The sequence below is a fragment of the Pseudomonas sp. DF11 genome (assembly GCF_058148565.1).
Genome location: NZ_JBYVYN010000007.1, coordinates 127,751 through 148,193, shown reverse-complemented (window position 1 = coordinate 148,193; position 20,443 = coordinate 127,751). Strand labels below are relative to the sequence as shown.

16 protein-coding genes are annotated in these 20,443 nt (G+C 62.6%); 5 read left to right on the top strand and 11 right to left on the bottom strand.

Translation table 11 applies throughout. The features are described 5' to 3' along the window. Nucleotide 1: 1 nt before the first annotated feature. Together AC30D9_RS20690 and AC30D9_RS20685 are read right to left on the bottom strand one after the other, a co-directional pair. On the bottom strand, nt 2–3,118 hold the full coding sequence (locus AC30D9_RS20690; protein ID WP_490144754.1) for a multidrug efflux RND transporter permease subunit: 3,117 nt from the start codon (nt 3,116–3,118) through the stop codon (nt 2–4). After that, complete coding sequence (locus AC30D9_RS20685) at nt 3,115–4,272, bottom strand: efflux RND transporter periplasmic adaptor subunit (protein WP_307574426.1); 1,158 nt, start codon at nt 4,270–4,272, stop codon at nt 3,115–3,117. The genes AC30D9_RS20690 and AC30D9_RS20685 overlap by 4 nt, the downstream gene beginning before the upstream one ends. Before the next feature lie 236 nt (nt 4,273–4,508). Here AC30D9_RS20685 and AC30D9_RS20680 point away from each other — a divergent pair, with 236 nt between their 5' ends. Beyond that, on the top strand, nt 4,509–4,766 hold the full coding sequence (locus AC30D9_RS20680; RefSeq protein ID WP_134925709.1) for a hypothetical protein: 258 nt from the start codon (nt 4,509–4,511) through the stop codon (nt 4,764–4,766). Nucleotides 4,767–4,793: 27 nt separating this feature from the next. Here the strand turns inward: AC30D9_RS20680 and AC30D9_RS20675 are convergent, their stop codons facing one another. Then, nucleotides 4,794–5,762, bottom strand: a complete 969-nt coding sequence (locus AC30D9_RS20675; RefSeq protein WP_134925708.1) for a LysR family transcriptional regulator — start codon at nt 5,760–5,762, stop codon at nt 4,794–4,796. A 322-nt stretch (nt 5,763–6,084) separates the two neighbouring features. Here AC30D9_RS20675 and AC30D9_RS20670 point away from each other — a divergent pair, with 322 nt between their 5' ends. The 4 genes from AC30D9_RS20670 to AC30D9_RS20655 are packed head-to-tail and all read left to right on the top strand — an operon-like array spanning nt 6,085 to nt 10,833. Then, nucleotides 6,085–7,557 (top strand): efflux transporter outer membrane subunit, encoded by a 1,473-nt coding sequence (locus AC30D9_RS20670; protein ID WP_490144818.1) that lies wholly within the window; start codon nt 6,085–6,087, stop codon nt 7,555–7,557. A gap of 7 nt (nt 7,558–7,564) precedes the next feature. Next, a complete protein-coding gene (locus AC30D9_RS20665; RefSeq protein ID WP_490144817.1) occupies nt 7,565–9,769 on the top strand; it encodes an FUSC family protein in 2,205 nt (734 codons plus the stop codon). After that, nucleotides 9,759–9,959 carry a DUF1656 domain-containing protein gene (locus tag AC30D9_RS20660; RefSeq protein WP_024617598.1) on the top strand — a complete coding sequence of 67 codons (201 nt, stop codon included), beginning with the start codon at nt 9,759–9,761 and terminating at the stop codon, nt 9,957–9,959. Before AC30D9_RS20665 ends, AC30D9_RS20660 begins: the two co-directional genes overlap by 11 nt. 10 nt (nt 9,960–9,969) lie before the next feature. Beyond that, nucleotides 9,970–10,833 (top strand): efflux RND transporter periplasmic adaptor subunit, encoded by an 864-nt coding sequence (locus AC30D9_RS20655; RefSeq protein ID WP_490144753.1) that lies wholly within the window; start codon nt 9,970–9,972, stop codon nt 10,831–10,833. A gap of 207 nt (nt 10,834–11,040) precedes the next feature. Here AC30D9_RS20655 and AC30D9_RS20650 read toward each other — a convergent pair whose 3' ends face one another. The 8 genes from AC30D9_RS20650 to AC30D9_RS20615 all read right to left on the bottom strand — a co-directional run bounded on the left by AC30D9_RS20650 (nt 11,041) and on the right by AC30D9_RS20615 (nt 20,442). Then, nucleotides 11,041–11,865 (bottom strand): SDR family oxidoreductase, encoded by an 825-nt coding sequence (locus AC30D9_RS20650; RefSeq protein ID WP_490144752.1) that lies wholly within the window; start codon nt 11,863–11,865, stop codon nt 11,041–11,043. 39 nt (nt 11,866–11,904) lie between these two features. After that, nucleotides 11,905–12,369 carry a multidrug transporter gene (locus AC30D9_RS20645; RefSeq protein WP_134925705.1) on the bottom strand — a complete coding sequence of 155 codons (465 nt, stop codon included), beginning with the start codon at nt 12,367–12,369 and terminating at the stop codon, nt 11,905–11,907. Between the two features lie 161 nt (nt 12,370–12,530). Next, nucleotides 12,531–13,982 (bottom strand): mannose-1-phosphate guanylyltransferase/mannose-6-phosphate isomerase, encoded by a 1,452-nt coding sequence (locus AC30D9_RS20640; protein ID WP_134925704.1) that lies wholly within the window; start codon nt 13,980–13,982, stop codon nt 12,531–12,533. Nucleotides 13,983–14,200: 218 nt separating this feature from the next. Continuing rightward, on the bottom strand, nt 14,201–14,869 hold the full coding sequence (locus AC30D9_RS20635; protein ID WP_490144751.1) for an alginate O-acetyltransferase AlgF: 669 nt from the start codon (nt 14,867–14,869) through the stop codon (nt 14,201–14,203). 14 nt (nt 14,870–14,883) lie between these two features. Continuing rightward, on the bottom strand, nt 14,884–16,059 hold the full coding sequence (locus tag AC30D9_RS20630) for an alginate O-acetyltransferase (RefSeq protein WP_490144750.1): 1,176 nt from the start codon (nt 16,057–16,059) through the stop codon (nt 14,884–14,886). Nucleotides 16,060–16,070: 11 nt separating this feature from the next. Continuing rightward, a complete protein-coding gene (locus tag AC30D9_RS20625) occupies nt 16,071–17,636 on the bottom strand; it encodes an MBOAT family O-acyltransferase (protein WP_134925701.1) in 1,566 nt (521 codons plus the stop codon). 209 nt (nt 17,637–17,845) lie between these two features. Next, nucleotides 17,846–18,970: a mannuronate-specific alginate lyase gene (locus tag AC30D9_RS20620; protein ID WP_134925699.1), complete on the bottom strand. Its 1,125-nt coding sequence runs from the start codon at nt 18,968–18,970 to the stop codon at nt 17,846–17,848. Between the two features lie 23 nt (nt 18,971–18,993). Continuing rightward, on the bottom strand, nt 18,994–20,442 hold the full coding sequence (locus tag AC30D9_RS20615) for an alginate O-acetyltransferase (protein ID WP_490144749.1): 1,449 nt from the start codon (nt 20,440–20,442) through the stop codon (nt 18,994–18,996). Nucleotide 20,443 lies beyond the last annotated feature (1 nt).

Genomic DNA, 20,443 nt, shown 5'->3' with positions numbered 1-20,443 from the left:
CTCAGTGGTCTGTGCTCGCCAGCGCCGCCGTCGGCGCCGACCCTGGCTGATGGGCGGGCCGATGGAACAGTCGCTCCAGCCACAAGTATATGACCGGTGTGGTGAACAGCGTCAGCGCCTGGCTCACCAGCAGGCCGCCAACCACCGCGATGCCCAGGGGCTGACGCAGCTCTGCGCCGGGGCCATAGCCGAGCATCAGCGGCAAGGCACCGAGCAGGGCCGCCAGGGTGGTCATCATGATCGGACGGAAGCGTGTCAGGCACGCCTGGAAAATCGCTTCCTGGGGCGCGAGCCCTCTGTTGCGCTGGGCGTCGAGGGCGAAGTCGATCATCAGGATGCCGTTCTTCTTGACGATCCCGATCAGCAGCACCAGCCCGATCAGCGCCATGATCGAAAAGTCCTGGCCCAGCAGCCAGAGCATGATCAGCGCGCCGAGGCCGGCGGAGGGCAGGGTGGAGATGATCGTCAACGGGTGCACGAAACTCTCATAGAGCACGCCGAGGATGATGTACACGGCCACCAGCGCGGCGAGGATCAGCCATGGCTGGCTGGCCAGGGAGCTCTGGAAGGCCTGGGCTGCACCCTGGAAGCTGCCGGTGATGGCCGCCGGCATGCCGATTTCGTTCTTCGCCTGGTCGAGCAGGCGCACCGCGTCCCCCAGGGCCACGCCTGGCGCCAGGTTGAATGACAGGTTGGCGGCCGGGAACATGCCGTCGTGGGCAATTGACAGCGGGCCGCTACTCGGCGCATCGAAGCGGGCCAGGGCCGAGAGCGGCACCATTTCCCCACTCAGGGGCGAACGCAGGTAGAAATACGCCAGGCTTTCGGCCTTGCCCCGTTGCTGGGCGTCGAGCTCCAGGATCACGTTGTACTGGTTGGTCTCGGTCTGGAATTCATTGATCTGGCGCTGGCCGAAGGCGTCGTACAGGGCCTGGTCGACATCGGTGGCGGTGAGGCCGAAACGCGCGGCCGCGCTGCGGTCGATGTTGATGTGGGTGATGCTGCCGCCCAGTTGCAGGTCGTTGGAGATGTCACGAAACGCCGGGTTGCCGCGCAGCTTGTCGGTGAGTTTTTGCGTCCAGGCGTTCAGGCTCGGCCCATCGTTGCTCTTGAGCACGTATTGGTATTGGGCGCGACTGGGGCCGGAACTGAGGTTGATGTCCTGTCCGGCCCTGAGGTACAGCACCACGCCGGGGATTTTCAGCAATTGCGGGCGGATCCGGTCGATGAAGCCGCTGGCTGACACGTCACGCTCGCCCCGGGGCTTGAGGGCGATCCAGAAGCGGCCGTTGGCGATGGTCTGGTTGTTGCCCGAGACGCCGACGGAGTGGGAGAAGGTTTGCACTGCCGGGTCGGCGGCGACGATTTCGGCCAGGGCCTTGTGCTTGGCCACCATGTCCGGGAATGACACATCGGCGGCGGCTTCGCTGGTGCCCAGCACCAGGCCGGTGTCCTGTACCGGGAAGAACCCCTTGGGGATGAACACGTAGCCCACCACCGCCAATGCCAGGGTCAGGCCGAACACACCGATCATCAGTTTTTGATGGGCCAGGGCCCGACGCAGGCCGTGCTCGTACCAGCTCAGCAGGCGCTCGCCAAAGCCTGGCGCGCCGTGGGCATGATGCACCGGGGCGCGCATGAACAGCGCGGCCAGGGTCGGCGCCAACGTGAGCGACACCACCACTGAAATCAGGATGGTCGACGTGGCGGTCAGGGCGAACTCCTTGAACAGGCGCCCGACCACGCCGCCCATGAACAGCAACGGAATGAACGCCGCTATCAACGAGAAACTGATGGAGACTACGGTGAAGCCGATTTCGCTAGCGCCCTTGATCGCCGCTTCGCGCATGCTGTCTCCGGCCTCCAGGTGCCGGTGGATGTTCTCCACCACCACGATCGCATCGTCCACCACGAACCCCACCGAAATGACGATCGCCACCAGGGTCAGGTTGTTCAGGCTGAAACCCATCACGTACATCAACGCGAAACTGGCGGTCAGCGACACCCCCAGCACCGCCGAGACAATCAGGGTCGCCGAGAGCTGGCGCAGGAACAACGCCATCACCGCGACCACCAGCAGCACCGCGATCAGCAAGGTGATTTCCACTTCATGCAACGAGGCGCGGATGGTCTGGGTGCGGTCGATCAGGACCTTGACCTGCACCGCGGCGGGCAACATGGCTTGCAGGGTGGGCAGGGCCGCCTGGACGCGGTCGACGGTCTCGACGATGTTCGCCCCCGGCTGCCGGAAGATCACCAGGTTGACTCCTGGTTCGTTGTCGGCCCAGGCCTGGACGTAGGCGTTTTCCGAGCCGTTGACGACCTTGGCGATGTCCTTGAGGTGAACCGGTGCCCCGTCCTTGTAGGACACGATCAGCTCACCGTACTCCTCAGGTTGGAATAACTGGTCGTTGGTCGACAGGGTGGAAACGCTCGACTCGCCGTACAGGGCGCCCTTTGCCAAATTGAGGCTGGCCTGCTGGAGCGCCAGGCGGATGTCCGCCAGGGTCAGGCCGATGGCGGCGAGTCGGTCAGCCGAGGCCTGGACCCGGATCGCCGGACGTTGCTGGCCGGTAATGTAGATTTGTCCTACACCATCGATCTGGCTGATCTGACGCGAGAGCAGGGTCTCGACGTAGTCGCTCAGCTCGGTGCCGGGCATCAGGGTGGAACTGATGCTGAGGATCAGAACCGGGCTGTCGGCCGGGTTGACCTTGCGCCAGGTCGGCAGGTTCGGCATGTCGTTGGGCAGTTTGCCGGCGGCGGTGTTGATCGCCGCCTGCACTTCCTGGGCGGCGGTGTCGATGCTTTTGTCGAGGCTGAATTGCAGGATCAGGTTGGTCGAGCCCAGGGCGCTGCTGGAGGTCATCTGGGTAATGCCGGGGATGGCACTGAATTGCACTTCCAGGGGTGTGGCCACCGACGAGGCCATGGTTTCGGGACTGGCCCCCGGCAACTGCGCGTTGACCTGGATGGTCGGGAATTCCGCCTCCGGCAACGGCGCGACGGGCAGGCGAGGAAACGCGATCACCCCCAGCAGGACCAGGGCGAACGTCAGCAGCACCGTGGCGATGGGGTGGTCGATGCACCATGCCGAAACCGAGCCGCGACCCTTCATGGTTGCGGCTCCGCGGTCTTGGCCAGGGCGGGCGGATCACTGAGCACCTGGACGTGACTGCCTGGCTTGAGCCGTGACTGACCGTCACTCACCAACTGGTCGCCGGCGTTCACGCCCTTGATGATGTGCATGTCGCTGTCCTGGTAAACCATCACCACCGGCACGCTCTCGACCTTGTCGCCCTTGATCCGGTACACGAAGTGTTGCTCCAGCCCGCGCTGGACCACGGTGGGAGGCACCACCAGGGCGTCCTTGTCGAGGGCGGTCTGGATCTTCAGCGTCACCAGTTGCCCGGGCCACAACCGTTGCGCGGCGTTGTTGAATTCAGCCTTGGCCCGCAAGGTCCCGGTGTTGGCGTTGATCTGGTTGTCGATAAGACTCAGTCGCCCTTCGCCCAGCAACTCCCCGGTGGCGCCGTCGGCACCGATGTAAGCCTTGACCAAGGCTTGCTCGGGCGCCGCGATCAACCGTTGCAAGGTGGGCAGCATCTGCTGGGGCAGGGAGAACTCCACTGCGATCGGATCGATCTGGGTCACCGTGAACAGGCCTTCGGTGTCGCTGGTGCGCAGGAAGTTGCCTTCATCCACGTTACGAATGCCGACACGCCCGCTCACCGGGGAGCGGATCTGGGTGTAGGAAAGTTGCACCTGTGCCGAGTCGATGGCCGCCTGGTTGCCCTGGGCGGTGGCCTTGAGCTGGTTGACCAGCGCCTGTTGCTGGTCATAGGTCTGCTTCGATACGCCGTCATCGACGCTGAGCAATTTGTAGCGCTTGAGATTGACCTGGGCCACGGCGAGCTGCGCCTGGCTCTCGCCGAGTTGGGCCCGGGCCTGGTCGAGGCTGGCGCGGATCGAACGATCGTCGATGGTCGCCAGCAGGTCCCCCTTCTTGACCAACTGTCCTTCCTTGACCAGCAACCGGGTGAGGATGCCGTCGATCTGCGGCCGGATGACCACGCTGTGCAGCGACAGGACCGTGCCGATGCCGCTGGCAAAGCGCGGTACGTCTTTTTGCACCACGCTGACGGCCCGTACCGGAACGGCGGCGGGAGCGCTGGGCTTGGCGGTCACGGGCTTGAGCACGAACCAGAGGACGAGGGCCGCCAGGGCGACCAACAGCACGACGAGCAGGACAGTTTTCTTCTGGGTGTGCATGGATATGAAAGGCCGGTTCGGGACACAGGAGTTGGAGCTTTCTTATATAGCGTTACGAGCCGGTCAGGAAGGTGACGGCTAACTGACGGGCTTGTCAGTTTTGTCCTGGCTTGCGGTCAGACGAATGGTTGTGCCGGATGAAACTGCCCTGCGCGCTGTGATATCGGCCAGGTATACTGCCGCCTTTCGTGGCTCGCCCTTCGGGCCCGACTTGCATGCATGACCCGGAGCCCTACATGACTTCCCCGACATCTTCGCCTGTGGACGAACTCCCTGGCGGCGAACAGGCCGACTTGTCCCACAGCGATGTTTCCAGCGTCGAGGACGTCAAAGCGCCGATCCCGGCCTTCAAATTCCCGTTCAAGCCCGGTGAGCTGGCTGCGGCCAAGGGCGCCGGGCAACAGCCGTGGTACAAGAACGGCGCGAAGAATGGCCATACCAAGACCCCGGGCGCCGCGCCTCCCGGCACCCGTCGCTCGATGGGCAAGCGCTGAAATCATCCTTCACGCACGGGGCCGATTTCAGTTCGCGACCCGTGCGCCAGCCATCTTTCCGCTCAATTCGTAAGCCGCCAGCTCAGACTGGTGCGCCGCGAGGATTTCCGGCAACGAGCCTCGCAGGTACTCGACCCAGGTCTTGATCTTCGCATCCAGGTATTGGCGCGACGGGTAGATGGCATAGAGGTTCAGTTCCTGGGAACGGTAGTTGGGCATGACCCGCACCAGCGTGCCGTTGCGCAAGCCTTCGATGGCGGCGTACACCGGTAGTACCCCCACGCCCATGCCGCTGGTGATCGCGGTTTTCATCGCATCGGCGGAATTGACCAGGAACGGTGAGCTGTTGATGGTGACCATCTCCTGGCCTTCCGGGCCGTCGAACACCCATTTTTCCAGCGGAATGACCGGGCTGACCAGGCGCAGGCAGGCGTGGTTGAGCAGGTCGCTGGGTTTTTGCGGGCAGCCGCTGGCTTTCACGTAGGCGGGCGACGCACAGACGATGCTGTAGGTAATCCCCAGGCGTTGGGAGACGAAACCCGAATCCGGCAGCTCGCTGGCGAGCACGATGGAGACGTCGTAGCCCTCGTCGAGGATGTCCGGCACCCGGTTGGCCAGGGTCAGGTCGAAGGTCACATCCGGATGCGTCTTGCGGTAGCGGGCAATGGCGTCGATCACGAAATGCTGGCCGATGCCGGTCATCGTGTGGACCTTCAACTGCCCGGCCGGTCGCGCGTGGGCATCGCTGGCCTCGGCTTCCGCTTCTTCGACATAAGCCAGGATCTGCTCGCAACGCAACAAGTAGCGTTTACCCGCCTCGGTCAGGGCGATGCGGCGAGTGGTGCGGTTGAGAAGGCGGGTTTGCAGGTGGGCTTCCAGGTTGGAAACCGCACGCGAGACGTTGGCTGTGGTGGTATCCAGTTGCACGGCGGCGGCGGTGAAACTGCCGGCTTCGGCAACACAGCTAAACGCGCGCATGTTTTGCAAGGTGTCCATGGAGGGCTCTCTTGGGAGGTGGCAAATTGTGACACGAAGTTACAGAGCTGCGGGACCCGACTAATGGATTATCGCGTTAACGGTAACAAAGATTCACAGAAAGGTCGGCTTATCGCCGGGGAGGGCGATGCCTAGAATTGCTGCCAATCCTGGACCTATTGATTCCTTGTGGGAGCGAGCCTGCTCGCGATGGGGGCATCACATCCACCCTCGATGTGTCTGGCCGGACGTCATCGCGAGCAGGCTCGCTCCCACAAGTGTGTTACCAGGCATGCATCCTCATGATCGCTTCATGCCTCTCCATCTCAGGAATTTTGCGCAAGTGCCGCGTTGCATCAGCAGAGAGCTGAAGACTCTCAGTGTTTGGGTTCTGACATTAACCATCAGCGGTTGCATCGGGACAGGAGGGATTGGGCCGCAAAGCCAGGTGTTACCGGCCAACCAATTGGCTACCGATGCGGCCATCCGCGAGGCCGCCCGCGATGCCCACTGGCCTACCCTCCAGTGGTGGAACGCCTATGGCGACCCGCAGTTGAATCGCTGGATCGACCTGGCCGTGCATGACAGCCCGAGCCTGGCCATGGCCGCCGCCCGGGTGCGCCAGGCCAAGGCGATGGCCGGTGTAGCCGAGGCCGCCGAGTCGCTGCAGATCAATGGCGAGTCGACCCTCAAGCGCCATAACTGGCCCACCGATCAGTTCTACGGCCCCGGCGAGTTGGCTGATACCACGACCTGGGACAACAACGCCGGCCTGGGCTTGAGTTACGCCCTGGACCTGTGGGGCCGCGAGCGTAATGCCAGTGAACGGGCGGTTGACCTGGCCCATGCCAGTGTCGCTGAGGCGCGGCAGGCACAACTGGAGTTGCAGAGCAACATCGTGCGCGCCTACATCCAGTTTTCGCTGCACTACGCCCAGCGCGATATCGTCGCCGCGACCCTCCATCAACAAGAGCAGATTCTAGAGCTGGCGCAAAAGCGCCTGGATGGCGGCATCGGCACCCATTTTGAAGTCAGCCAGGCCCAGGCGCCGTTGCCTGAGACCCATCGCCAACTCGACGCCCTCGACGAAGCCATTGCCTTGAGCCGCAATCAATTGGCGGCGCTAGCGGGCAAGGGGCCAGGAGAGGGGGCGCGGTTGCGGCGTCCGACCCTGGCCCTCGGCGCGCCCTTGAAGCTGCCGTCGGCCTTGCCCGCCGAACTGCTCGGCCAGCGTCCGGATGTGGTGGCCGGGCGCTGGCAAGTGGCGGCCCAGGCCCGGGGTATCGATGTGGCTCGTGCCGGTTTTTATCCCAACGTCGACCTGGTCGGCAGTATCGGCTACATGGCCACCGGCGGCGGGGCGCTGGAGTTCTTGACCGGCAAGAAGCTCACCTACAACGTCGGGCCGGCGATCACGTTGCCGATCTTTGACGGTGGTCGCTTGCGTTCGCAGTTGGGCGAGGCGGCGGCCGGCTATGACATCGCCGTGGCCCACTACAACCAGACGCTGGTGGAGGCCCTCAAGAGCATTTCCGATCAGTTGATCCGCCGTGAATCGATGGATAAGCAACAAGCCTTCGCCGCCGAATCGGTGGCGGCCGCCCAGCGTACTTACGATATTGCGCTGGTGGCGTTCCAGCGCGGGCTGACGGATTACCTCAACGTGCTCAACGCCCAAAGCCTGTTGTTCAAGCAGCAACAGGTGCAACAGCAGGTGCAGGCGGCGCGCTTGAGTGCCCATGCCGACCTGGTGACGGCGTTGGGCGGTGGGCTGGAAGCCGGCAACGATTCCCCCGACTCGAGCCATGCAGAGTAGTTCTATCGTGATGTCTTTATTCGCTCCTGCCCGCTGGCTCTACCGCCTCGAATGGCGCCGTGGGTTCTTCGACTGGGCCCGCAGCGACGGGGTGACCTGGGTCTATATCTTCAAGGTCCTGTTTGCCGCGTTTTTGACCTTGTGGCTGGCGATGCGCCTGGAACTGCCGCAGCCGCGCACGGCCATGATCACCGTGTTCATTGTCATGCAGCCCCAGAGCGGGCAGGTGTTCGCCAAGAGCTTCTATCGCTTGCTCGGCACCCTGGCCGGCTCGGCGGTGATGGTGGCGTTGATCGCCTTGTTTGCCCAGAACACCGAGCCGTTTCTCGGTTGCCTGGCGATCTGGGTGGGCCTCTGTTCGGCAGGGGCGGCGCGTTACCGCAACTTCCGGGCCTACGGTTTCGTGCTGGCCGGCTACACCGCGGCGATGATCGGCCTGCCGGCCCTGGCCCATCCGGAAGGCGCGTTCATGGCGGCGGTCTGGCGGGTGCTGGAAATATCCCTGGGGATTCTCTGCGCCACCCTGGTCAGCGCCGCGATCTTGCCGCAAACCGCCAGCGCCGCCATGCGCAATGCCTTGTACCAACGCTTCGGGGTGTTTGCCCTGTTTGTCACCGATGGCCTGCGTGGACGCAGCAAGCGGGAGGCCTTCGAAGCGCGCAACGTCGGCTTCATTGCCGAGGCGGTGGGCCTGGAAAGCCTGCGTAGCGTGACCGTGTTCGAAGACCCGCACATGCGTCGGCGCAACGGCCGGCTCAGTCGCTTGAACAGCGAGTTCATGGGCATTACCACTCGCTTCAACGCCTTGCACCAATTGCTCGAGCGCTTGCGCGGCAGCGCGGCGGGTCACGTGGTCAACGCCATCAAGCCTGGTTTGCAAACGTTGGCCGAACTGCTCGACGGCTTCAGTGGCCGCGCCCTGACCGACGCCGATGCGGCCCGTCTGGCGGTGGCGCTGGCCGACTATAAGGCCGAGCTGCCGGCCCAGGTGCGACGGCTGCGGGCGTTGTTCCAGGAAACGGAACCCAGTGATGGGCAGCAACTGGATTTCCATACCGCCTACGAGCTGCTCTATCGCTTCGTCGACGACCTGCATGGCTATGCCCTGACCCACGCATCCCTGGCCGAGCATCGCCACGAACGTGAACGCTGGGACGAACCATTCGTGCCGCAGACCAACTGGCTGGCCGCCACGGCATCGGGTATTCGTGCCGCCTTCATCCTGTTGGTGCTGGGCAGCTACTGGGTCGCCACGGCTTGGCCGAGCGGCGCGACCATGACGATGATCGCCGCCGCCACCGTGGGCTTGTCGGCCGCGACACCCAACCCCAAGCGCATGGCGTTCCAGATGGCCTGCGGCACGTTGTTCGGGGCGTTGATCGGCTTCGTCGAGATGTTTTTCATCTTCCCGTTGATCGACGGCTTTCCCCTGCTTTGCGTGATGCTGGCGCCGGTGATCATGCTCGGTTCGTTCCTCAGTTCCAGGCCGCAGTACGCCGGGGTAGGGTTGGGGCTGTTGATCTTTTTCAGCACTGGCTCGGTGCCGGACAACCTGACGGTCTACAACCCCTATGCCTTCATCAACGACTACATCGCGATGATCCTCGGCATGCTGGTATGCGCCGCCGCCGGGGCGATCATCCTGCCGCCCAACAGCCGCTGGTTGTGGCGCCGGTTGGAGCAGGACCTGCGCGAGCAAGTGGTGTTTGCCATCAGCGGCAAGCTCAAGGGCCTGGCGTCGAGCTTCGAAAGTGGTACCCGCGATTTGCTGCACCAAGCCTACGGGCTGGCGGCGGGGCAGCCCCAGGTGCAACGGGGATTGCTGCGTTGGATGTTCGTGGTGCTGGAGGTCGGCCACGCGATTATCGAGTTGCGCAAGGAGCAGGCGATTTTGCCGGTGCATCCGGCTTATGCCGAAAGCCAGCCGTGGCGCCAGGCGATCCGCGTGATGGGGCGGGCACTTGTGCGGCTGTTTCGCCTGCCGAGCCAGAGCAATCTGGAGCGCGCCCTGGTGGCGGTGGATCACGCCATCAGTCGCGTGCAAGCCACTGACGAGCCTTTCGCTCCGCATTTCGACACCTCGGCCCTGCGTCGGGTGAAAAGCTACCTGCATTTCATCCGTACCTCGCTGCTCGACCCGCAATCGCCATTGGCCGGCTATGCCATGCCGCCTGCCACACCGCTTCCCCAGGAACCTGAACATGCCCCGTGAGATCGCCTTCCATGGCGTGTACATGCCCACCATGACCTTGATGTTCTTCATCGCCGCCGCGCTGGCCTGGGCGTTGGACCGCTTCCTGTCGGGGCTGGACCTGTACCGCTTCTTCTGGCACCCGGCGTTGCTGCGCCTGAGTCTGTTTACCTGCCTGTTCGGCGCGCTGGCGCTGACGGTCTACCGTTGAGATCGATGCGATGAAAAAGTTTTTCAGCCTGCTGGCGACACTGTTGGTGCTGGCCCTGGCGCTGTGGATTGGCCGTACGTTATGGGTGCATTACATGAACACCCCCTGGACCCGCGATGGTCGGGTGCGGGCTGACATCATCAACGTGGCCGCCGACGTCAGCGGCGAGGTGGTCGAGGTGCCGGTGCGCGACAACCAAATCGTAAAAAAGGGTGACCTGCTGCTGCGCATCGATCCCGAGCATTACCGCATCGCCGTGAAGCAGGCGCGTTCCCTGGTGGCGTCGCGCAAGGCCACCTGGGAGATGCGCAAGGTCAACGCCCATCGCCGCGCCGACCTGGACAGCCTGGTGATCTCCCGGGAAAACCGCGACGACGCCAGCAACATCGCCGACTCGGCCCTGGCCGATTACCAGCAGGCCCAGGCGCAACTGGAGGCGGCCGAGCTGAACCTGGCGCGCACCGAAGTCCGCGCGGCGGTGGACGGTTACGTCACCAACCTCAACGTGCACCGTGGCGACTATGCGCGCATCGGCGAGGCGAAGATGGCCGTGGTGGACATGAATTCGTTCTGGGTCTATGGCTACTTCGAAGAGACCAAATTGCCCAAGGTGCGGGTCGGTGATTCGGCGCAGTTGCAGCTCATGAGCGGCGAAATGCTCAAAGGACACGTGGAAAGCATCTCCCGTGGCATCTACGACCGTGACAACCCTGAAAGCCGCGAATTGATCGCCGACGTCAACCCGACCTTCAACTGGGTGCGCCTGGCCCAACGGGTGCCGGTGCGGATTCATCTCGACGAAGTGCCGCAGGGTGTGCTGCTGGCGGCGGGGATGACCTGTACCGTGGTGGTCGAGCCCCAGGGCGAGCGCTGAGATCACTGATTACCAATGGAATGATGGTGAGATTTGATACACACCAGAGATCCCCTGTGGGAGCGGGCTTGCTCGCGAATGCGGTGGTTCAGCTTGCATTGATATTGGCTGTGCCGGCGCCTTCGCGAGCAAGCCCGCTCCCACATTGGAACTTCGGTGGGCGTGTTTTTTGTGTCCGCCACAGAAAAGTGCCTGCTTTTTCAGTAGCTACAGCGACCCACCCAACCCAAACCGCTTCATCAACCCCTTCTCCAGAAGCCCCTTGGGCAGCCACCCGGCCATCAAGGGCAGTGACCGGCTGCCGTTGCCCAGGCGCAGCAGGCGCGGTGGCTTGGGGTGTTGCACGGCCTTGAGCAGGCCGGCGGCGAACTCGCTGGCTGGGGTCGGGTTGTCCTGGGAGGCCTTGGCCCGGGCGCGGATACCGTCGCGCAGGGGCCACCAGGGCGATTGTTCGCTGATCAGCTGTTCGGCTTCATGGCCGGCATTCTTGGCGAAGCTGGAGGCAATGGCACCGGGTTGGACTTCCATCACGCGGATGCCGAACGGCGCCAGTTCCATGCGCAAGGCATCGCTCAAGGCGTGCACCGCCGCTTTCGAGGCGCAATAGGCGCCGGCAAACGGCGTGACCAGCACGCCGGAAACGCTGCCGATGTTCACCACCAGCCCCCTGGCCCGGCGCAATACCGGGAACAGCGCGCGGGTCACGCCGACGATGGCGAACACGTTGGTTTCGAACTGACGTTGCATGGCCGGCACGCCACCGTCCAGCAGCGGGCCCATGGCGCCGTAGCCGGCATTGTTGACCAGCACATCCAGTCCGCCATGCTGCTGGTTGATCCGCTCGTTCAGTTGTTCCAGGGCTTGGCCATCATTGACGTCCAGTTGCACGGCGGTGAACCCGGCGGTGCTGAGCGTCGCCACGTCTTGCGCCTTGCGCGCCGTGGCCCAGACCTGATAACCCGCAGCCTTGAAGGCGTCGGCGAGGGCGCGGCCAATGCCGCTGGAACATCCGGTAATCAACACAACAGGCATGGCGCATTCCTTATGCAGAAAAGTAGGGGAGCAGGGCAATCAGTTGGAAAAGCTACCGTGCAATCGCTCGGCGCGAAACTCCAGGGTCTGCGGGCGATAACCCGGACGCAAGGGCGGCAGGGGCAGGCAGTCTTGCCAGGCGGCGCCAGCCTGCAATTCACCGGGGCCACGGTAGCGCGGTGCGTCGTAGGGCGTGTCGGCCAGGTTGATGGTGTCGCCAGGCGCATAGGCAGCGACCCGCCAACGCAGCTCGATCAGCGGCACGTCGTTGGTGTTTTTCATGTTCAGCGACAGCGGCCTATCGGCGGGGCATTGTTCGGGGGCATAGGTAATGCGCAACTCCAGGCGCTCCAATTGCCGGGTCTCGCGGTTTTCCTGCCAGAGCACCCACGCGGCCACCAGGCCCAGGCCGATGAACGCCGCCAGGGAGACCGGCAAGGCCTTGGCCGGGTAGCGCAACAGCAGGATGAGCCAGGTGATGACCAGCAAGACGCCGATAAGCATGGTTGAAGCCTCCGATACCGTAGGCCCATCCTACCGAAGGGAGTGGCAGATGTTGAAGCGATGATGTTGCTCGTCATGTGCGGGCAAAAAAAAGCCCCCACCCAACCCACTGCGGATAGGGGACGCAGTGGGCTGGACGGGGGCTTCTCTTTTGCGAAGGTTTACTGCGCGATGGTTTTCACCGAGACGCCGCGCTCAACCGGGGTGGAACGACCGTAGATGTCCTCGAAACGCTCGATGTCGTCTTCGCCCAGGTAGCTGCCGGACTGCACTTCGATGATTTCCAGCGGGATCTTGCCCGGGTTGCGCAGGCGGTGGACCGACGCGATCGGGATGTAGGTCGACTGGTTTTCGCAGAGCAGGAACACGTTCTCGTCGCAGGTCACTTCGGCGGTGCCGCTGACCACGATCCAGTGTTCGGCGCGGTGGTGGTGCATCTGCAACGACAGGCACGCGCCCGGCTTGACCGAGATGTGCTTGACCTGGAAGCGACCGCCCATGTCCACCGAGTCATACGAGCCCCACGGACGGTAGACTTCGCAATGGTTCTGGGTCTCGGTGCGGCCCTGGGCGTTGAGGGTGTTGACCATCTGTTTCACGCCTTGGACCTTGTCCTTGTGGGCGATCATCATGGCGTCCTTGGTTTCGACCACCACGATGTTTTCCAGGCCGATCACCGACACCAGTTTGCCGTTGCCGTGGATCATGCAGTTGCGGCTGTCCTGGATCACCACGTCGCCCTTGGTGACGTTGCCGTTGGTGTCTTTTTCGTTGACTTCCCACAGCGACGCCCAGCAGCCGACATCGCTCCAACCGGCCGACAGGGGGACGACACAGGCACGCTGGGTCTTTTCCATCACGGCGTAGTCGATGGAGTTGTCCGGGCAGCAGGCGAAGGTGGCTTCGTCGAAGGTGATGGTATCCGCGGTCTGCTCACTGCGTTCCAGGGTCAGCAGGCAGGTGTCGTAGATGTCCGGATCGTGCTTTTTCAGCTCTTCGAGGAAGCGGCTGGCGCGGAACAGGAACATGCCGCTGTTCCAGAAATACCCGCCGGCCTCGACGAACTCGGTGGCGCGCTTGACGTCGGGTTTTTCGACGAAGTGCGAGACGCGGCTCACGCCCTCGGGCAGCAGCGCATCGTTGGTCGACTTGATGTAGCCGTAGCCGGTTTCCGGTTTGGTGGCCGGTACGCCGAACAGCACCATTTCGCCACGCTCGGCGGCCACAGTGGCCAGGGCCAGGGCGCGTTGCAGGGCTTTCTGGTCTTCGATCACGTGGTCGGCCGGCAGCACCAGCATCAGCTCGTCGCGACCTTCGTTGACCAGCATCATCGCGGTCAGCGCCACGGCCGGTGCGGTGTTGCGCCCGAACGGTTCCATCAGGATGCGCTGGGCTTCGAGCTTACGGTTGGTCAACTGCTCGTTGACGATGAAACGGTGGTCTTTGTTGCAGACCACGATCGGCGTGTCCATGCCTTCGAACACCAGGCGCTCGAGGGTCTGCTGGAACAGGGTGTGTTCACCGGTCAGGGCCAGGAACTGTTTAGGGAATTGCTTGCGCGAAAGCGGCCAAAGACGTGAGCCACTACCACCTGACAAGATCACCGGAATCATGTTTGTTACTCCTTTGAAGCGAAATGGTTGTTAGAGCTACTGCGTTCTGTCGTTTCACTCTCTTGTTGTTGTTCCGTACCCGAATGACACCCCGATTCAGGGTGGGAGCGGGCTTGCTCGCGAAAGCGGTGGTTCAGCCAACATCAATGTTGAATGTGAGACCGTATTCGCGAGCAAGCCCGCTCCCACAGGGGTACAGCGTCAATCAGGTGAATTCATCAGCGGGTCGACACTGGGCGTTTCACCCACACTGGCGACAGGCTGCTGCCTGAACCGGTGACGTACAGCACGGCCGCTTCGCCGCGTTCCAGGGCCACAGGCTTGAGGTCGCCGACTTTCTTGTCGCCTTCGAACAGCGCCAGGGTCACCTTCACTGGGTTGATTTCACGCTCGCCACGACCTTTGGCCGCGACGTTCGGCACCACTTCGGTCTTGCCGTCGGCGGTCTTGAGGGTCAGTGCCTTGTCGGTGAGGTTCTGCACGCGGACCAGGGACTTCTGCTTGTTCTTGAACGGCGGTTCCTCGATCAGTTGAGGCTGGCCGCTGGCGTTGTTGACCAGGGTGTAATAGTGATCGGAGGCCAGTTTCACCGGTACGGTCTGGCTGCCGACCTTGGCGCTGTAGTCGCCACCGGGCATGAAGCTGAAGTCGCTGCTGGCCAAGGGAGCTACGTCGCTGATGTTGGTGCTGCCGACGGTGGCGCTGACTTCGGCGTTGCTGGCGTTGTACACCCGCACGAAGCTCGAGCCTTTTGGTGCGGTTGGGCCATACAGGGCTGAGTCACCACCGGCAAAGGCGGACAGTGAGAGGGCGCTCATGCTGGCGACGAGGGCAACGGCCTTGAAGGAGCGAGCAGCGAGACGGCGAGGAGTAGTGTTGAAAGTCATGGTGGACCTCTCTTTCAGTTTTGCGCCCGGTCGGGCGTCTCGGATGGGGTGTTGGCGGCTACGTTCTGTTGGCGCGCACCGGCTTGTTTGAGCTCTGCGACCCACTGTGGGTCGGCGTCGCCGATTTCGTTGTTCACGGGCAGATAACGTTCAGGGAACTCCCAGATCAGCACCTGTGGCGGGCTGTTCTTGAAGGCATCGCTCTTGAGGTAGCTGAGCATCGGCAGAATCGGGCCGTGGCCGTCTTCGGCGTAGTTCACGACGTCGCTGTGCAGGGCTTGCTTGAGTGCACCGACGAAGTTCCAGGTAGGGTTGGCGCTGTAGCTGGTGCCGATCAGGGCCACGGGCACCTGGGCGTCAGCGAACAGCGCGTCGTCGCCGGCCGGCTGGTCGTCGGCTTCGCGGGTATTGCGCTTGACCAGCGGTTCCTGGGCCGGCATCAGGTTTTCGAACAGCGGATCCAGGGGCAGGAACTGACGCAGGTCGCCCTTGTGGGTGATTTTCTCGGCAGGCTCGGTGACGAAGCGTTGCGGCTCGCCGTTGAGCGGTGATTTCTCGGCAATGGCCTTGGCCAGGTTCTCGGCAGCGACCTGGGCACCTTCCGGGGTCCAGTGGGTGTCGGTGCGCAGGAACACTTGCTGGCCGCTTTGCTTGGCCTGTTGCAGCGGGCCGAGCAGGTCAGGGGCGAGGATCTTGTCGGCCGCCACGCGAGCGTGGAAGTCCTGGTAAAGGTTGGTGTGAATGCTCGATGGCTTCTCGTCACCCAGGTGCTCCGGATACAGGCGCGCCTTGGCCGGTATGATCGCCATCACCAGGGTGATGCCCTGTTCCTTGAGCTTCTGGCGCACGCCTTCGACCAGCGCGTAGTTGCTTTGCAGGTTCAGCTCTTCGTTGACGATCGGGTTGAACTCTTCGTCGCTGTACAGCCACTGGTCGCGGCCCAGGACCACGCCTTTGCGGCCTTCGTTGAACAGCTTGTAGTCCAGCGCGGCCCAGATGTTGGTGCCCAGGCGCTTGATCGGGAACTCGTCGTCGTAGTGCGTTTCCACGGCCTTGGCCCAGCGCCCGTTGAGCACGGTCGCGTCGGGGTTGGTGTTGAAGCCGAAGAAGCTGCGCATCGACCACAGGCCCAGCGCTGTCAGGATCAGCATGAACAGTGCGACGTAAAAGATGCGTAATGAGCGGGTCATATTCAGATCCCTCAGAACTGGAAGTAAAGGAACGGCGAGAAGCTTTGCGCCGAGAGTTTGAGAATCGAGGCGATGAACAGCAGCAGTACCAGGGTGCGCATCACGTAGCGTGACCAGTCCACGGTCCAGTAGGCAGGTTGTACCTGGGCTTCGACACCCACGGTGTAGCCCGGTTCATGGATCGTCGATGGGTTGTCACCCGGTACGGCCTTGATCATCCCCGGTTGCGCGGTGGCCGGGCCGTTGGCCTCGGTGTTGACCTCAGGCTTGGTCTTGAGCGGCGGACGGTTGGTGTAGAAGTCCCGCAGGCCGAAGAAGGCGAGGGTGATGTAGGCCACCACCAGCGTAGCGATCTGCAGGCCGGTGAGGTTGGCGCGAGTCAGTTCCGACAGCGACCAGTCGCCGAAGCTGAACATGGCGCCGTACATGCGACCGGCCACGTGCAGGTTCTCGGCACGGAAAATCACCCAGCCCATGACCACCAGCAGGAAGGTCAGCGCCCAGCGGATCGGGTTGATGCTGCGTGGTGTGGTGTTGATGCCCACGGCCTTCTCGATGGCCAGCCAGATACCGTGCCAGGCACCCCAGATCACGTAGGTGATGTTCGCGCCGTGCCACAGACCACCGAGCAGCATGGTCAGGAACAGGTTGCGATAGGTCATCAACGTGCCTTTGCGGTTACCGCCCAGGGTGATGTAGAGGTAATCGCGCAGCCAGGTCGACAGGCTGATGTGCCAGCGGCGCCAGAACTCGGTGATCGACTGGCTGATGTAGGGCTGCTTGAAGTTTTCCATGAAACGGAAACCCATCATCAGGCCCAGGCCGATGGCCATGTCGCTGTAGCCGGAGAAGTCGAAGTACAGCTGCGCGGTGTAGGCCAGGGCGCCGAGCCAGGCATCGCCCGTGGTCGGGTTTTGCAAGGCGAAGCAATGGTCGGCCACGACTGCCAGGGTGTCGGCGATGAACACTTTCTTGATGAAGCCCTGCATGAAGCGGGTGCAGCCTTCGGAGAACTTGTCCAGGGTGTGGGTACGGTTGTTGAACTGGTCGGCCAGGTCGCGGAAACGCAACACGGGGCCGGCGATCAGGTGCGGGAAAATCGCCACGAACGCCGCGAAGTCGATCAGGTTGCGGGTGGCCGGCGTGTCACCGCGATAGACGTCGATGATGTAGCTGATGGACTCGAAGATGTAGAACGAGATCCCGATCGGCAACAGCACGTGGGTCAGGATGAACGGGTTGAGACCGAAGCCGGTGATGATTGCGTTGAGGCTGTCCACGCCGAAGTTGGCGTACTTGAAGTAGCCCAGGATGGCCAAGTCCACGCCCACGCCGAGCAACAGCCAGCGCTGGGCCGGTTTGGTGCGCACACCGGCGGCGCCGACTTTCAGGCCGATCCAGTAGTTCCACAGGGTCACGCCGGCGAACAGCGCCAGGAAGTCCACCCGCCACCAGGCGTAGAACACGTAGCTGGCGATCAGCAGCAGCAGGTTGCGGTAGCGTTGCCCGCTCAAGTAGTACAAGCCGAGAAAGATCGGCAGGAACAGGAACAGGAACACATTGGATGAAAATACCATCCCGATCTCTCCATGTTGAATCAACAGTCAAGGGCCAGAGCCCCCCCAAACCCCCCCATGAAAACCGGGGGGCTTCATTACATTCGAAACAGACCCAACTCCCCTTGTGGGAGCGAGCCTGCTCGCGATGACGGTGTATCAGTCGACATCCTTGGCGAATGTCAGACCGCTATCGCGAGCAGGTTTCCCTGTCGGCAGGGTGAGTGATGTCAGCTTCCTTTTTCGCCTTTCTCCCGTGACGGGTCATACACCTTGGTCAAGTCCCCGCCGAGGCGGAAAGTCTTGAACGGTTGCATCTCGTGCTTGCGCTCCAGCACGTCCTCGGAACAGGTGTAGAGGCTGCAGAACGGTTCGAGCCAGGCGAATTTCGAATCGATCTTCAGGTCCTTCATGTCCTGCTCGTCGCCGTTCTTCTCTTCGAAGATGTCCGGGTCTTTCACCCCGGCCAGCACCCGATCACCCAGTCGCTTGAGGGCACCGTTGTTTTCCTGGCGCAGGTCCACGCCGTTGACCTGGGCGAAACTGGCGATCATCGCCAGCGGCGGCAACGCGTAGTTGTGGTAGGACAGGGCCCGTTGCTTGCGCTTGAGTTCGTTGGGCAGGAAACCGTCCGCATCGACCTGGTTGACGCCGACCTTGTATTCCTTGACGGCCCAATCGAACAGGTCGCGGCGGTTGGTTGCCACGGCCGTCGCCATCACCGACCAGGCGGCCCAGTAGGAGTGGTTGTTGGTCTTGTCCAGCGGCAGGTTGTCCCAGTCGCTGACCACCTGATCGGCCATCCGGCTGAACCAGCCTTCGATCAGTTGCGCCTGCTCCTGGTGATTGGCCAGCGGGCGGGACTCGGAGAACTTCAGGCGTACATAGGCCGAAGCCATGCTGCCCAGTGCCCATTTGCGCATGGACTTGCCGGTGTGGTTGAAGTCCTTGGACATCAGTGCGTCGGCCTGGGCCCACGCGGTCAGCCAGTTGAGGGTGCATTCCAATTGTTCGGGACGACCGTCACGCATGAATTGCATCACTTGCTTGCTGACACCACGCTCGATCTTGGTGATGTCGGCGGTGCTGTCACGGAAGGCTTTTTCCGACTGCACGTTCAGGGTCGCGCGGGCCTTGTCGGAGCCCTCGTACTTGCTGCGAAATTGCAGGGAGCCGGTGTAGGGCGTCGGTGTGGCATCGCAACCTTGGGCGGCTTCGCCCACCTTGACCTTTTCGATCGGTGCGAAGTAACCCTGTGGCGGACGCAGCGGCGCCGCCGCCTGCGTGGCCCCGGCGAACATCGCCAGGGTTAGCAGGGATGGCGCCAGCAGCGTTTTCAACGTTCGGGTGCGCATGGTTCTAGTCATGAGACGAGACCTCATTGTCCGATTTGAGCCGTTTGTTCGGCTTGCGGAGATACGTTGCGTTTGCAGATTTTCGCTTCCACTTGCTGTGGCTCCTTACCGGCTTCAGGTCCCTGGACTTCTACAGCCAGCAGGTTCTGGGAAGCCCAGTCCTCATCAGTGCGCAATTGGAAGGCGAAACGTCCGTCGGTTTCCGAGGTATCCGGTTTTTCGATCTTGATATCCTCGTGGCGCCCATTCATGTACCAGAGGGTGGCTTGCAAGGTTTTCACCGAGGTGTCGGCGAAGCGGATGTCGACTTGGTGGCTGCCGTTACGCAGGTCCATGTTCTCGCTATTGACCATCAATTCGTTCTTGCCCGGCTTGAGGGCAGTCTTGCTGCTCATCTGGGCCGGCTTGCCTTCGCAAGCGTTGTTGTCCAGCAGCGCCATCATCTGGCGGTAGATGGTTTCCTGGTCCAGGCGATACAGCGGCGAGAATTCCCAGATGAGGATTTTCGGCGGGTTCTTCTGGAACTCTTCGCTGCCCAGGTACTGGATCATCGCGCCTTCCAGACCGCCGCCAGGGAAGGCGACGTTGAGGATATCGGCGCCGATGGCTTCTTCCAGGAAACCGGCAAAGTTGTAGTTCTTGCCGCTGTGACTGGTGCCCACGAGGGTGATCTGCGGGTTGCCGGAATCGCCGAACAGGTCGCCGTCGCCAGCCTCGCCCTTGGGTTCGGTGGTGAACTGGTCCATGTACTGGATCGCATAGCTGGTGCCGCACAGTTGCCCGGCCATGTTGTGCAGGGTGCCGGTCTTGCCCATGCGGCCGGACTTCTTGGTCTCGAACTCACGCTTGGGAATGTCGGCGAAGGCCGGGATCTGCTTGACCTTCTCGGCGACGATCTTGGCCGTGCGCTGGGCGCCGTACGGGGTCCAGTGTTGGTCGCCACGGAAATAGAAATCGTGGGCCGGCAGGGTTTCCGGCAGGTTCTCGTTGGTCAGCGGCGACAGGTCCGGCACCACATAACCCATCTGGGCGAAACGACCGAGCATGGTTTTGTAGTTGGTCAGGGCTTTCTCGTAGTCGAAAGCGGCCTTTTCCTGTGGGTTGAGCTTGTTGCGGTTCACCAGGCCCCGGGTTGGCTGGTAGACGATCACCAGCTCGACGCCTTTGGCCTTGAACGCATCGTGCAACTGCTGCATGCGCTTGTAGCCGGCCGGGGTGGTGTTGAATTCGGTACGCAGGTCTTCCTGGGTCCGGAACAGCCAGTCACCCTGGGCTTGTACCAGCGTGGTGAAGTTCTGCTGGTAGCGCGTGGTGTAGTTCTTCGGATCGTGGGCTGCAGGGCAGAGGTTGCAGCACGGTTCGGCCGTGAAGGTCGGGGCCTTGATTTCATCGGCGCGGGCGCCGCTAGCGGCGGCGAGAATGCCGGCAGTCAGGGCGGACAGGCCCAGGAGTTTGATCATTTGTGGGTTCATA

Excerpts from the sequence above, each read along its gene's own strand:
- AC30D9_RS20690 (WP_490144754.1), bottom strand. The coding sequence starts at position 3,118 with ATGAAGGGTCGCGGCTCGGTTTCGGCATGGTGCATCGACCACCCCATC.
- AC30D9_RS20685 (WP_307574426.1), bottom strand. The coding sequence starts at position 4,272 with ATGCACACCCAGAAGAAAACTGTCCTGCTCGTCGTGCTGTTGGTCGCC.
- AC30D9_RS20680 (WP_134925709.1), top strand. The coding sequence starts at position 4,509 with ATGACTTCCCCGACATCTTCGCCTGTGGACGAACTCCCTGGCGGCGAA.
- AC30D9_RS20675 (WP_134925708.1), bottom strand. The coding sequence starts at position 5,762 with ATGGACACCTTGCAAAACATGCGCGCGTTTAGCTGTGTTGCCGAAGCC.
- AC30D9_RS20660 (WP_024617598.1), top strand. The coding sequence starts at position 9,759 with ATGCCCCGTGAGATCGCCTTCCATGGCGTGTACATGCCCACCATGACC.
- AC30D9_RS20655 (WP_490144753.1), top strand. The coding sequence starts at position 9,970 with ATGAAAAAGTTTTTCAGCCTGCTGGCGACACTGTTGGTGCTGGCCCTG.
- AC30D9_RS20650 (WP_490144752.1), bottom strand. The coding sequence starts at position 11,865 with ATGCCTGTTGTGTTGATTACCGGATGTTCCAGCGGCATTGGCCGCGCC.
- AC30D9_RS20645 (WP_134925705.1), bottom strand. The coding sequence starts at position 12,369 with ATGCTTATCGGCGTCTTGCTGGTCATCACCTGGCTCATCCTGCTGTTG.
- AC30D9_RS20640 (WP_134925704.1), bottom strand. The coding sequence starts at position 13,982 with ATGATTCCGGTGATCTTGTCAGGTGGTAGTGGCTCACGTCTTTGGCCG.
- AC30D9_RS20635 (WP_490144751.1), bottom strand. The coding sequence starts at position 14,869 with ATGACTTTCAACACTACTCCTCGCCGTCTCGCTGCTCGCTCCTTCAAG.
- AC30D9_RS20630 (WP_490144750.1), bottom strand. The coding sequence starts at position 16,059 with ATGACCCGCTCATTACGCATCTTTTACGTCGCACTGTTCATGCTGATC.
- AC30D9_RS20625 (WP_134925701.1), bottom strand. The coding sequence starts at position 17,636 with ATGGTATTTTCATCCAATGTGTTCCTGTTCCTGTTCCTGCCGATCTTT.
- AC30D9_RS20620 (WP_134925699.1), bottom strand. The coding sequence starts at position 18,970 with ATGCGCACCCGAACGTTGAAAACGCTGCTGGCGCCATCCCTGCTAACC.
- AC30D9_RS20615 (WP_490144749.1), bottom strand. The coding sequence starts at position 20,442 with ATGAACCCACAAATGATCAAACTCCTGGGCCTGTCCGCCCTGACTGCC.